This window comes from Nocardioides aromaticivorans, from assembly GCF_013408525.1.
In the GTDB taxonomy this organism is placed as follows: domain Bacteria; phylum Actinomycetota; class Actinomycetes; order Propionibacteriales; family Nocardioidaceae; genus Nocardioides; species Nocardioides aromaticivorans.
Window position 1 is genome coordinate 2,129,695 of the sequence record NZ_JACBZM010000001.1, and the last position, 11,803, is coordinate 2,141,497.

The window sequence follows — 11,803 nt, forward strand, 5'->3', positions numbered from 1 at the left end:
GCCATGGCGCTGATCGTCCTGGCCTCCGCGAGCGGCTCGCCCGGCGTCTCCACCACCGCGCTCGGGCTCACCCTCAACTGGCACCGCCCCGTGCTCCTGGTCGACGCCGACCCGACCGGATCGTCCGCGGTGTTCGCCGGCTACTTCCACGGCACCCAGGAGCCAACCGGCGGGCTGATCAACCTCGCGCTGTCCCTGCGCGAGGGGACGCTGGCCGACGCCCTGCCCCGCGAGACGCTGCTGCTGGACCCTGAGGCGCCGGCCGAGCGGTCGGCGTGGTTCCTGCCCGGCATCCGGGCCCACGAGCAGGCTCCCAGCCTGATGCCGCTGTGGGATCCGCTCATCGAGCAGCTGCGGGCGCTGGAGCGCAACGGCCAGGACGTCGTCGTCGACGCCGGCCGGCTCGGCCTCGCCGGCTGGCCCCAGCCGCTCATCGACGCCGCCGACCTCACCCTGCTCGTCACCCGCAGCTCTCTGCCGGCGCTGGCCGGTGCGACCAGCTGGGCCAAGACCCTGCGGGCCCAGTTCGCGGCGGTCGGTGGCCTCTCCCGCCTCGGGGCCCTCCTCGTCGACGAGGACCGCCGCTGGCCCGCGGTGCCCACCGGAGCCCGAGTCCGCCCCTACACCGCACGCCACATCGCCAAGGCCCTGCAGATCCCCGTGGTCTTCTCGGTCGACTGGGAGCCCGAAGCCGCGGAGGTCTACTCCCACGGCGCCCGCAAGCCCCGCAAGTTCGAGTCCTCTGGCCTGCTGCGCGGCTACCGGGCCAGCGCCGCGGCCATCCAGTCCATCCTCGCCGCCAACCAGGCTGCCCTCGCCCCCACGAACGGAGGCCGAGCATGAGCACCAGCGGCACCAACGGACACCAGCCCGGAACCAACGGCCGCGACCCGCTGCGCGCCGATGAGTGGCTCGAGGCGCGTCACGCTGCGACCAGCGACCGCACCTCACCGTTCGCCCGCCGCCGCAGCACCCAGCCGCCTCCGCCGCCGCCCGCGGAGGACCACGACCCGACCTCGCTGCCAATCTTCGCCTCCGCCTGGACCAGCGAGGAGCAGCTGCCGGGGCGGGCTCGCTCCGAGTTCAGCCTGCGCCCTCTCGTCGCGCCCGCACCGGAGGAGCCCCACGACCACCGCGGCGCGGCCGGCGAGGTCGAGCTGGACTGGGAGCTGATCGCGCAGTACCGCGCCGAGATCTCCTCGCGCCTGACCGCCCGGCTCGACAAGGAAGGCGGCCGCGTCACCGAGGAGGACCGCGAGCAGATGGGCCTCGACGTGATCGAGGAGCTCATCAAGTCCGAGGCCGAGACGCTCGTCTCCACCGGCCGCCCGGCGTGGACCAAGGACCAGGAGAGGGCACTCAAGACCGCCCTCAAGGCCGCGCTGTTCGGCCTGGGGCGGCTGCAGCCGCTGGTCGAGCGCACGGACGTGGAGAACATCATCGTCATCGCCCGCGGCCCGGTGGTCTCGGTGTGGCTCGAGCTGGTCGACGGCACCCTGGTCGAGGCCGACCCCATCGCCGACTCCGAGGACGAGCTGCGCGAGTTCCTCGCCGACCTCGGCTCTCGGCAGAACCGGCCCTTCACCGAGGCCCGTCCGCACCTGGACCTTCGGCTGCCCGGGGGAGCGCGGCTCGCGGCCGGCTCCTGGGTGATGGCCTACACCTCGGTGGTGATCCGACGTCACGGCATGCGCGAGGTGTCGATGGACGAGATGGTCTACGACCGCAAGGCCTGCGGCGCTGTCCTGGCCGACTTCCTCGCCGCCTGCGTGCGAGCCGGCAAGAGCATCGTCGTCTCGGGCGTCCAGGGCTCCGGCAAGACCACCTGGGTCCGCGCCCTGTGCTCGTGCATCCCGCCGTGGGAGATGATCGGCACCTTCGAGACCGAGTTCGAGCTGCACCTGCACGAGCTGGTTGACCGGCACAAGATCGTCCACGCCTGGGAGCACCGCCCCGGCTCCGGTGAGGTCGGGCTCGACGGCCGCCAGGCCGGTGAGTTCAGCCTCGAGGAGGCCATCCACCACTCCTTCCGGTTCAACCTCGCTCGCCAGATCGTCGGCGAGGTCCGCGGCCCGGAGGTGTGGAACATGCTCAAGGCGATGGAGTCCGGCCCGGGTTCGATCAGCACCACCCACGCCCGCAGCGCTGAGCACACCATCGAGAAGCTCGTCTCCTGCGCGATGGAGAAGGGCCCGCAGGTCACCCGCGAGTTGGCGATCAGCAAGCTGGCCGCCGCGATCGACATCGTGATGTACCTGCGCTCGGAGGTCGTCCCCAACGACGACGGCACCTTCCGCAAGCAGCGCTGGGTCGAGGAGGTCCTGGTCGTCCAGCCCAGCATCGACGCGGCCCGCGGGTACGCGACCACCCCGATCTTCGCCCCCAACAAGCTCGGCCATGCCGTGGCCACCGGAAAGCTCGACAACTTCCTCGCCCAGGAGCTGGTCCGCCACGGGTTCGACCTCGAGGCGTACACGGCCGAGTCCCAGGCCAACCCGGGGGTGGCCACGTCATGAGCACCGCATCGTCGGCGTTCCTGCCCGCCGTCTTCGGCGCCTGCATCGTCATCGGCCTGATCGGCATGGCCTATGCGCTGATCCCGGCGCCGCCCAAACCGCCGCGGCCTACTCGGACCGTCACCCCGTTCGGCCGGCTGGGCAGCCGGTTCGGCCGGCTCGACCGCCGTACTCGGCTGCTGGTGATCGGCGGCGCCGTGACCGGTCTCCTGGTGGCGCTGGTGACCGGCTGGGTGATCGCGATCGTGCTCGTGCCGGCCGCGATCATCGGTATCCCGATGCTGCTGACGCCCCCGCCGGCGGCCGCGAGCATCGAGAAGCTCGAGGCGCTCGAGGAGTGGACCCGTTCCCTGTCGGGCAAGCTGACCGCCGGCCAGTCCCTGCGCTCTGCGCTCATCAGGTCGCTGCAGTCGACGCCGGAACCGATCGAGCGCGAGGTCGGGCTGATGGTCTCCCGGCTGTGGAACAACACCTCCTCCACCGAGGACGTGCTGCGCGCCTTCGCCGAGGACCTCAGCGACTCCACCGGCGACGTCGTGGCCAGCCAGCTGGTCCTCGCCGCCAGCGGCCGCGGTCAGGCCGGTCTGTCGAAGGCCCTGGACGCCCTCGCCGAGACCGTCGCGGCCGACGTGCGCGCACGTCGCCAGATCGCCGCCGACCAGGCCAAGCCCCGCACCACTGCACGCACCGTCACCGTGATCACCCTCGTTGTGCTGGGCATCCTGGCCTTCACCGGCGACTACATCGAGCCATACGGCACCCCGCTGGGGCAGGTCGTGCTCGCGGTCCTGCTGGCGGCCTACGTGGCGACGCTGCTGTGGATGCGCCGGATGGCCGTCGCCAAGCCGCTCCCGCGATTGCTCGACCTCGACGCCCGCACCGCGCGCCGCGCCGCCCAGCGCACAGCATCGGGCGCGAAGGAAGGAGCGCTCGCATGACCGGCCTGCAGCTCGCGCTCGCCAGCGGCACCCTCCTCGGGCTGGCCCTCGCCCTGCTCGTGTGGCGTCTCGCTCCGTCGGACCCTGACCTGGTCGACGCGCTGGACCGTCTCTCGCCCGACCACGCCGTGCCGCGCCGCTTCGCCGGCCTCGACGACGCCGGCGCCGACGCCGGATCGGCCGTCGACCGGATCGGCCTGTGGGCGATGAAGAACCTGCCCGGGGGAGCCTGGGCGCACACGCCGCGCAAGGACCTGGCCATCCTGCAGATCAGCGAGGCCCGGTTCTACGGCGAGAAGGTCGTCTGGGCGATGCTCGGCCTGATCATGCCGCCGCTGCTGGCCGGGTTCTTCACGATGATCGGGCTCACGCTGCCGTTCGCGATCCCCACGCTCGGCTCGCTGGCCCTGGCCGTCCTGTTCTGGTTCATGCCCAACTACAACGCCACCGACGAGGCCAAGAAGGCGCGCATCGAGTTCAACCGCGCCCTCGGCGCCTACATCGACATGGTCGCCACCGGCATCCGCGACGGCTCTAGCGGCCAGCAGGCGCTGCGCTCGGCCGCCGAGGTCGGCGACACGTGGGTGTTCAAGCGGATCGAGAGCGAGCTGCGCCGCGCCCGCTACATGACGCGAGCACCGTGGGACTCCCTGCACGGCCTGGCGGAAGAGCTCGGCGTCCCCGAGCTCGACGACCTCGCCGACATCATGCAGCAGTCCGGCCAGGACGGAGCGCAGATCTACAACAACCTCCGCGCCCGGGCCGCGGCCCTCCGCTCGGCGATGCTCAGCGCCGAGCTCGGCAAGGCCAACGCGGCCTCCGAGCGCATGTACATCCCCGCCAGCCTGCTCGGCATCGTCTTCATGGCGATCCTCGTCACCCCCTCGATGCTCCGATTCGCCACCTGACGCCCCTAACACCCGACCCCACCCACCGGCACGGGTCGCCCAAGACCGCAAACCGAACAACCAAGGAAGGAACAACCCGATGTTGAAGCTCTTCATCGCCCTCCAGCTCGCGGTGCTCACCGTGCGCGATGCCCTCGAGGACCGGGCCAGGATCCTGCGCGACGAGCGCGGCTCCGTCACGATTCAGGAGGTGCTCTGGGCAGTGGCGGCCATCGCCATCGTCGGCATCGTCGTCGCCGCCATCAGGGCCTTCGTGACCAGCGAGTCCGGCAAGATCAAGTAGGCCGGAGCCAGTTCGTCATGTCCGCCACCTCTCAGCGCCGTCGCCGGGACGAGCGCGGGTCAGTGACCATCCAGATGGTCTTCTTGATGCCCGCCCTCTTCCTGCTGATGTTCCTCGGCCTCCAGGGCGCGCTGTACTACCACGCGAAGCAGGTAGCGCTCGCGGCCGCGCAGGAGGGCGCCCGCGAGGCGGGCAGCGAGACCGGCACCCGAGAGTCCGGTCTGGCAACGGCGAACACCTTCCTCAACCACGCCGGCGGCTCCGACGTGATGACGTCGACCAGCGTCTCGGGGTCACGCACCACGACCACCGCCACCATCACGGTCACGGGCAAGTCCCTGAGCGTGATTCCCGGGTGGCACGTCACCGTCTCCCAGAGCGCCAGCGTGCCGGTCGAGAGGCTCACCGAATGACCAGGTGGACCAGCTGGCGGCGCAGGCGCCGGGACGAGCGAGGATCGGTGGCGATCGAGGCCGCGATCGGCGTCCCGGCCTTCGGCCTGTTCATCGCGATGATCATCCTCGGCGGCCGCGTGGAGATCGCCAAGCAGTCGGTGGAGGCAGCCGCCTACGAAGCAGCTCGCGCCGCCTCGATCGAGCGGACCCAGAGCGAGGCGATCAGCTCCGGCAAGTCCGCGGCCACCAGCAGCCTGCACGACCAGGGCCTGCAGTGCGCCACCACCAACGTCACGGTCAACGCCGCCGCGTTCAACGCGCCACTGGGCACCACCGCTCAAGTGACCGCCACGGTGACCTGCAAGGTCGACGTCGCCGACCTTGCCATCCCCGGCCTGCCGGGGACCAGGACGATCACCGCGACCGCCAGCAGCCCCGTCGACGCCTACCGGGAGCGCCGATGATCAGCCAGCTGCGCCGCCTCCTGGCGGGCCGGACCCGCGACGAGCGGGGCTCCATCAGCGTGTGGTTCGCCACCGCCTCGTTCGCGATGATCATCCTCGTCGGGATGGCCGTCGACCTCGGCGGCAAGGTCCACACCCAGCAACAGGCCCGCAGCGCCGCCGCCCAGGCCGCCCGCACCGGCGCCCAGGAGGTCCAGGGCTCGACCGCCGTGCGCGGCGAGGACCTCCGCGTCGACATCAACGCCGCCAAGGCGGCCGCGATGGACTACCTCCACGCCGCCGGCGTGGAAGGCAACGCGCGCGTCGTCGACGGCGACACCCTGATCGTCACCACCACCGACACCTACACCAGCAAGTTCCTCGGGATCATCGGCCTGGACACCATGCAGGTCACCGGGGAGGCGTCCGCGCGGCTCATCCGCGCCGAAGGAGGCATCGAAAGATGACCACGCCCACCCACCCCACTCTGGGCCAGCGGCTCACCGGCCTCGCGGCCTCGGTCGCCGTGCTCGGCATCCTCGTCGGGCTCCCTGCCCTGTTCCTCGCCATCGGGGCCAGCCCGATCCCCGACCAGGCCCCGACCCTGGACAGCATCAAGAACGCGCTCCTGGCGCCCGACGACGGCACCCTCGTCCTCGGCCTGTTCAAGGTGATCGGCTGGGCCGCGTGGGCCTTCATGGCGCTCAGCCTCGTCGTCGAGACCATCGCACGGCTCCGCAACATCCAGGCGCCCCAGCTGCCCGGCCTCCGGCTCCCGCAGGCCGGCGCCCGCAACCTGATCGGGCTCGCGGCCCTGCTGTTCATCGCCGCACCCATCGCGACGCAGGCAGCCACCGCCGCTCCAGCCAACGCTGCCGCCCCGGCCGCGGTGGGCCACGTCCACGCCGCCGCCGTCGACCAGGCCCCCGTGCAGCAGGACGTCAAGGTCGAGACGAAGCAGGAGCGCCAGGCGCCCAAGACCGTCAACCACGCCGTGAAGCCGGGGGAGAGCCTCTGGTCGATCGCCGAGGACCACTTCGGCGACGGAGCCAGGTACAAGGAGATCGCCGAGCTCAACCGCGACCTGCTCGGCACGCAGCCGAACTTCCTCGAACCCGGCTGGGTGCTCAAGCTCCCCGCGCACCAGGTCAAGGACGCCCCCGCACACCAGTACGGCGTCCAGGCCGGCGACACCCTCAGCGAGATCGCACAGGAGCAGCTCGGCGACGCCGATCGGTGGCCGGAGATCTACCAGGCGTCGGCCGGCGTCGCCCAGCCCGGCGGAGTGCAGCTGACCGACCCCGACGTCATCGACGTCGGCTGGACCCTCAACATCCCCGGCGCCGACAACCAGCAGCAGCCACGTGAGGTCGAGCCCGAGAACCCCGCCAGCCCCGAGGACCATCAGCCCCTCGACCCGCCGGCCGAGGAGAAGCCGCCGGTCGTCCAGGAGCCCGACGTGCCGGAGGTGCCCGAGACTGCGGCACCCGAGACCGAGGCACCCGAGGTCGCACCGCCCCAGGCCGAAGAGCCGGCGGCCGCCACCGAGGTCGACCAGCTCGACGACAGCGACGACTCGATCCTCGAGGCACCCTGGGTCCTCGCCGGTCTCACCGGCGGGGGCGTGCTGCTGTCCGGGGCCCTGCTGATGGCCCTGCGCTCACGCCGTCGCACCGCGTTCCGCAACCGGCCGCCCGGCCGCGCGATCGCCGCCCCGTCGCCGGAACTCGCGCCGGTGGAGATGACCCTGAACGCCACCGGCGCCGCCGCGGCCGCCACCGTGGAGTTCGCCGACGAGGCGCTGCGTCGCCTCGCGGCCGCCGTCGGCGCCCAGGGCACCACGATGCCGCCGCTCGCGACCGTGGAGCTCGGGCACGGCAAGCTGACCCTGCACCTCACCGCGCCGGCCACCATCCCCGCGCCCTGGGTAGGCAGCCCCGACCAGACCCACTGGCACGTCACCACGGACACAGACCTCGACCAACTCGGTCCCGACACCGACAACGTCGAGCCGCCCTACCCGCTGCTGGCCACCATCGGGGTGAGCGACACCGGCGAGACGTGGCTGCTGAACTGCGAGGAGCTGTCCACCCTCAGTATCAGCGGAGACCCCACCTACGGCCGCGACTTCGCCCGCCACCTCGCCGCCCAGCTGGCGGTCAACCCGTGGTCGCGGCGGGTGCAGGTCGACTGCATCGGCGTGGCCGAGGAGACCGTCGCCATCGACGAGCGGATCAGCTTCTACCCGACCGGAGCAGCCGGGTCGCCGGCAACCGCGGAGATCCTCGCGGCCGCGGTCACCACCGTCGACCGGGCCAAGCGCCACGACACCGACGTGTCCACGGCCCGCACCGGCAGCGTCGACGACGACACCTGGCCCGCCCGGATGCTCCTCGTCGACGCCGCCGCCGGAGATCCCGAGGGCCTCGAGCAGCTGCTGCAGCTGGTCAACGACCACGTCGGACAGTCGGCAACCTCCATCGTCGTCGCCGGCGAACGCCCCAACACCCCGGGCGCGGTGCTGCACATGACCAACACCGGCCGCGTCGTCCTCGAGCACGCCGGCCTCAACCTCATCGCCGTCGGCCTCACCAGCGACGAGGCCCGCGGCTGCGCCCTGGTCTACGCCCAGAGCGAGACCCCGGAGTACGTCGACACCCCGGTGGACGAGACCGCCACCGACGGATGGGAGGCCTACACCGACACCTCCGGCGCCCTCCGCCGCGAGTACACCCTGCCGCGCAACACCCCCGAGGACGCCGTCGACGAACCGATGTCCTCCCTCCTCGAGGGTCAGGACAAGGAGTACATCCGCGAGAGCGCGATCGTGCAGGAGGACCTCGAGGCGCTCGCGCCCAAGGTGCCGGCTCACGTCCGCGCCGAGGTCGAGGAGAAGGACCCCGACCTGGACCAGGACATCGCCGACTGGTTCTCACCCACATGCGACCGGCCCCGACTCACCCTGCTCGGACCGGTCGCAGCACGCGCCCACGGCAAGGCCCTGGCCAAGCGCAAGCCGTACTTCACCGAGCTGCTGGCGTTCCTCGCCCTGCATCGCAAGCACGGCGCTACCCGCGAGCAGATCCGCGAGGCGTTCTCGATCTCCGACGGCAAGGTGCGCGACTACACCAACATCGTCCGCGACTGGCTCGGCACCAACCCCCGCACCGGCGAGGACCACCTTCCCTACGCCGACAAGGCACCGGCCGCGAAGGTCAACGGCGTCAACGTCTACCAGGTCGACGACGGCCTGCTCGTCGACCTGGACCTGTTTGTCCGGCTCCGCAAGCGCGGCCAGGCCCGAGGGGGCGCCGAAGGCGTCGCGGACCTGTGCACTGCGCTCGAGCTGGTCGGGGAGGCCCAGCCGTTCAGCCAGCTGCGCGAGGAGGGATGGTCCTGGCTGGCCAACGAGCCCGACCGCGTCGACCTCATGGCCGCCGGTTGGATCGCCGACGTCGCGCTCATCGTCGTCACCGAGGCACTCGCGGCCGGCGACCTGGTCAAGGCTCGCTCCGCGGCCTACGTGGCCAACCGGGCCGACCCCGACGGCGAGAGCACCCGTCTGTGCCTGGCGCACGTCATGAAGGCCGAGGGCGACCAGCTCGAGGCCGACCGGATCCTGCGCGAGGAGATCTGCAACCGGTCCGACGACGGCGACGCCCCCATGGAACTGTCGGAACGCACGAAGACCATCATCCGTACGCACGGCTGGCTCGCGAGCTGACTCGGAAGGGAGCCCCCAGCACATGACAACGTTCGACCAGGAGCTCACCGGCCGCTACGTCGCGGCCGGCGGAGCCCGTCCCGACCCGGACGCCCGACGTATCGCTCGGGCGGTGTCCGTGCGCGACACCATCCGCACCCTCTACAACGCCGACAAGAAGTTCGGCATCGACCCGGCCGACAACGGCTCGCTCGCGGAGCTCGTCGACGCCGCCGAAGAGCACCTCGAGCACATCGCCAATGACGTCAGCAGATCCGTCACCACGCTGGCCCACACAGGAGGAGACACCGCATGAGGAAGCACCACTCCGCACTCGGGGGAGTGGCCCTCGCGCTCGCCCTGGCCCTCACCGGCTGCGGCGGCGGCGACCCCGACCCCGAGGTCAAGGAGACCCCCACCCAGTCGCCCTCACCGACACCCACTAGCGCGCCGACCCGGAAGACCCCCGAGGAGAAGGCCGCGGCCCAGCTGGAGGCCTACCTCGAGGTGAGAGACATCGCCTACCGAAAGCGGACGATCGACTTCAAGACTCTGAACCCGGTCGCGACCGGCGATGAGTTCCTGCAGCTGCAGCATGCGGTGGCGAGCATGACCCTGAAAAAGGTCACGGTCGAGGGCGAGTACACGCACACGCTCGACGAACCGCGGAACCGTGGGAAGGAGATGCTGATCATCGACTGCGAGGACCGCACGGGCGTGACGTGGAAGAACGACGGCGCGGTTCGGCAGCCCGACTTCACGGATCCGAATGGGAAGCCGCTTCGCAACCCGGCACCGGTCGAGTACACGCTGGTCAAGGACAAGGGCGTGTGGAAGGTCTCCGACTCAGACCTGCTCTGGGATCAGCCATGCTGAGGCGACTCGTAGCACTCATCGTTGCGTTGGCAGGGTCGCTCGTAATCGTGTTCGTAACAGCGTCGATCGCCAGCGCGGACTGCGTGGCCGACCCGGTCACCGGAGAGGTTCACTGCGAAGAGGGCGAGGGCGGCAACAACGGCGGCGGCAACGGGAGCACCGGCGGCTCATCGACCTGCAAGTACGACGGGAAGGAGATCCCGTGCACGGGCCCGGGAGGGTCGGTCTGGAGTAGCAAGTATGCGTGCTGGATCGGCGAGCGCGGTCCGGACGACATGGTCCCGCCGGAGGGTCAGACTAAGGAGGACGGGTGGTGGCATGTCTGCTACTTCCCGCCGCCGGGCTCATCGTGGGAGTACATGTGGATCGAGTCTGGTGAGGTCGGCATCAACCCGGTGGTCCTCGCCGAGCGTGCGATCGCCTCGATGGACCTGGACCCGATCAAGATCGGCATCGTTCCCGAGTCAGGCGCCAACCGTGCCGGCCTGGTCGGCCTCCCGGTATGGATGTGGGTCGACAGCCCGACTGAGGACACGTTCGGTCCGATCACCCGCTCCGCGAGCGAGGGGTCGGTTTCGGTAAGCGCGACAGCCAGCGTCTCCAACGTCGTGTGGGACATGGGCGACGGCACCAAGGTGACCTGCACGGGCAAGGGCACGCCGTACGCGGATCATTACGGGAAGCAGCCCTCGCCGACCTGCGGCCACCGCTACGCGAAGATGTCGTCGGCCCAGCCCGACGGCGCGTACCAGGTCACCGCCACGAGCCACTGGGTGGTGGAGTGGACCGGCGGCGGCCAGTCCGGAACCATCGAGTTCGACCTGACCACCGACCCGCTGCCCATCCGCATCGGGGAGGCCCAGGTGCTGACGCAGTGATGGGCGTAGAGGTGGAGAACGTGTGGGCGCGGCTCACTGAGCTGCCGAGCATGCCGCCCCGGATGGGCCTGTTCACGAGCCTGTCCGAGTGGCTGAACCGGGGGATCGACCCGCGGCCGCAGATGTAAGACATGGCCCCCACCTGGCGGGCCTTCAAGTCCGGCCTGCTCCAGCCTGGGAACCCGGTTCAGTACCGCCGGCTGCCCGGGTGGGCGCTAGACGTCGGCCGCGCTCGTGACGTCAGGATCATCGAGGCCCCGGAAGATCGGTTCGTCGCCGAGCCCCCGGTCGTCGTGGAGGGCGAGTTCGTCGACGACCACCCGGCGGCGTGGATCGAGCGCCTGGCCAGAGACGGCGAGGCGATCGTCGCGGTGGGGGAGCAGGGACCGGATGCGCTCTCGAGCTTCGCCGAGTGGAGCGGGACCTGGCACATGGGCGCATCACCGTGGCGACCTACATGAGTCCACGAGGGGTCGGCGTCACCCCGTAGAGCCCCGATCACAAGAAGCAGGTCCCCGTCCTCGAAGTAGGACGGGGACCTGTTGTTCCCCCGCCCGCGGTCTGCTGCTGGACGCGAAAGAGCCCCAGGCGTCTCGGGTCACCTGGGGCCCTTGGGCCACGTAGAGCACGCACCCTGCGGGCGGCGCCGGGGAATCGGGGATCGCCGGGCAGGGCAGGGTCTCTGCGGCCCGGGCCGCGAGGCCGACGCCGAGGCCGCGACAGCCTCCCGCGCCCGGTCGATCGCCGCCCGCAATAGGGGCGCGCAAGGGGGTCGGCCGAGACTCCTTGAACTTTCGGGGGGACGCCCTCTGACCTGCGGAAACGCGCGTCCCCCCTCAGCGTCCCCCCTCCAAATCAGGGCT

13 protein-coding genes are annotated in these 11,803 nt (G+C 70.9%); all 13 read left to right on the forward strand.

The window, feature by feature from the left end; all coding sequences use genetic code 11:
• Positions 1-3: 3 nt before the first annotated feature.
• Positions 4-843: a CpaE/TadZ family protein gene (locus BJ993_RS09995; RefSeq protein WP_179648635.1), complete on the forward strand. Its 840-nt coding sequence runs from the start codon at positions 4-6 to the stop codon at positions 841-843.
• Positions 840-2,516, forward strand: a complete 1,677-nt coding sequence (locus BJ993_RS10000) for a TadA family conjugal transfer-associated ATPase (RefSeq protein WP_179648636.1) — start codon at positions 840-842, stop codon at positions 2,514-2,516. The genes BJ993_RS09995 and BJ993_RS10000 overlap by 4 nt, the downstream gene beginning before the upstream one ends.
• Entirely contained in the window at positions 2,513-3,454 is a 942-nt protein-coding gene (locus BJ993_RS10005) for a type II secretion system F family protein (protein ID WP_179648637.1), read from the forward strand. The genes BJ993_RS10000 and BJ993_RS10005 overlap by 4 nt, the downstream gene beginning before the upstream one ends.
• Complete coding sequence (locus BJ993_RS10010) at positions 3,451-4,362, forward strand: type II secretion system F family protein (protein ID WP_179648638.1); 912 nt, start codon at positions 3,451-3,453, stop codon at positions 4,360-4,362. Before BJ993_RS10005 ends, BJ993_RS10010 begins: the two co-directional genes overlap by 4 nt.
• 79 nt (positions 4,363-4,441) lie before the next feature.
• Positions 4,442-4,645, forward strand: a complete 204-nt coding sequence (locus tag BJ993_RS10015; RefSeq protein WP_179648639.1) for a hypothetical protein — start codon at positions 4,442-4,444, stop codon at positions 4,643-4,645.
• 62 nt (positions 4,646-4,707) lie between these two features.
• The gene (locus BJ993_RS10020) at positions 4,708-5,058 is read left to right on the forward strand and encodes a TadE family protein (protein ID WP_308116740.1); all 351 of its coding nucleotides are present in this window, start codon (positions 4,708-4,710) and stop codon (positions 5,056-5,058) included.
• Complete coding sequence (locus tag BJ993_RS10025) at positions 5,055-5,504, forward strand: TadE/TadG family type IV pilus assembly protein (protein WP_179648640.1); 450 nt, start codon at positions 5,055-5,057, stop codon at positions 5,502-5,504. The genes BJ993_RS10020 and BJ993_RS10025 overlap by 4 nt, the downstream gene beginning before the upstream one ends.
• Entirely contained in the window at positions 5,501-5,950 is a 450-nt protein-coding gene (locus tag BJ993_RS10030) for a TadE/TadG family type IV pilus assembly protein (RefSeq protein ID WP_179648641.1), read from the forward strand. The genes BJ993_RS10025 and BJ993_RS10030 overlap by 4 nt, the downstream gene beginning before the upstream one ends.
• Complete coding sequence (locus BJ993_RS10035; RefSeq protein WP_179648642.1) at positions 5,947-9,207, forward strand: LysM peptidoglycan-binding domain-containing protein; 3,261 nt, start codon at positions 5,947-5,949, stop codon at positions 9,205-9,207. The genes BJ993_RS10030 and BJ993_RS10035 overlap by 4 nt, the downstream gene beginning before the upstream one ends.
• A gap of 22 nt (positions 9,208-9,229) precedes the next feature.
• A complete protein-coding gene (locus tag BJ993_RS10040) occupies positions 9,230-9,502 on the forward strand; it encodes a hypothetical protein (RefSeq protein ID WP_179648643.1) in 273 nt (90 codons plus the stop codon).
• A 26-nt stretch (positions 9,503-9,528) separates the two neighbouring features.
• Positions 9,529-10,062, forward strand: a complete 534-nt coding sequence (locus tag BJ993_RS10045) for a hypothetical protein (RefSeq protein ID WP_179648644.1) — start codon at positions 9,529-9,531, stop codon at positions 10,060-10,062.
• Positions 10,056-10,940: a hypothetical protein gene (locus BJ993_RS10050; protein WP_179648645.1), complete on the forward strand. Its 885-nt coding sequence runs from the start codon at positions 10,056-10,058 to the stop codon at positions 10,938-10,940. The genes BJ993_RS10045 and BJ993_RS10050 overlap by 7 nt, the downstream gene beginning before the upstream one ends.
• A gap of 131 nt (positions 10,941-11,071) precedes the next feature.
• Positions 11,072-11,401, forward strand: coding sequence for a hypothetical protein (locus tag BJ993_RS10055; RefSeq protein ID WP_179648646.1), 330 nt, complete (start codon positions 11,072-11,074; stop codon positions 11,399-11,401).
• The last annotated feature ends 402 nt before the right edge of the window (positions 11,402-11,803 follow it).

What these genes read in the sequence shown, in the direction of transcription:
- BJ993_RS10050 (WP_179648645.1), top strand. Translation starts at nt 10,056, where the DNA reads ATGCTGAGGCGACTCGTAGCACTCATCGTTGCGTTGGCAGGGTCGCTC.
- BJ993_RS10005 (WP_179648637.1), top strand. Translation starts at nt 2,513, where the DNA reads ATGAGCACCGCATCGTCGGCGTTCCTGCCCGCCGTCTTCGGCGCCTGC.
- BJ993_RS10035 (WP_179648642.1), top strand. Translation starts at nt 5,947, where the DNA reads ATGACCACGCCCACCCACCCCACTCTGGGCCAGCGGCTCACCGGCCTC.
- BJ993_RS10055 (WP_179648646.1), top strand. Translation starts at nt 11,072, where the DNA reads ATGGCCCCCACCTGGCGGGCCTTCAAGTCCGGCCTGCTCCAGCCTGGG.
- BJ993_RS10015 (WP_179648639.1), top strand. Translation starts at nt 4,442, where the DNA reads ATGTTGAAGCTCTTCATCGCCCTCCAGCTCGCGGTGCTCACCGTGCGC.
- BJ993_RS10025 (WP_179648640.1), top strand. Translation starts at nt 5,055, where the DNA reads ATGACCAGGTGGACCAGCTGGCGGCGCAGGCGCCGGGACGAGCGAGGA.
- BJ993_RS10000 (WP_179648636.1), top strand. Translation starts at nt 840, where the DNA reads ATGAGCACCAGCGGCACCAACGGACACCAGCCCGGAACCAACGGCCGC.
- BJ993_RS10030 (WP_179648641.1), top strand. Translation starts at nt 5,501, where the DNA reads ATGATCAGCCAGCTGCGCCGCCTCCTGGCGGGCCGGACCCGCGACGAG.
- BJ993_RS10040 (WP_179648643.1), top strand. Translation starts at nt 9,230, where the DNA reads ATGACAACGTTCGACCAGGAGCTCACCGGCCGCTACGTCGCGGCCGGC.
- BJ993_RS09995 (WP_179648635.1), top strand. Translation starts at nt 4, where the DNA reads ATGGCGCTGATCGTCCTGGCCTCCGCGAGCGGCTCGCCCGGCGTCTCC.
- BJ993_RS10010 (WP_179648638.1), top strand. Translation starts at nt 3,451, where the DNA reads ATGACCGGCCTGCAGCTCGCGCTCGCCAGCGGCACCCTCCTCGGGCTG.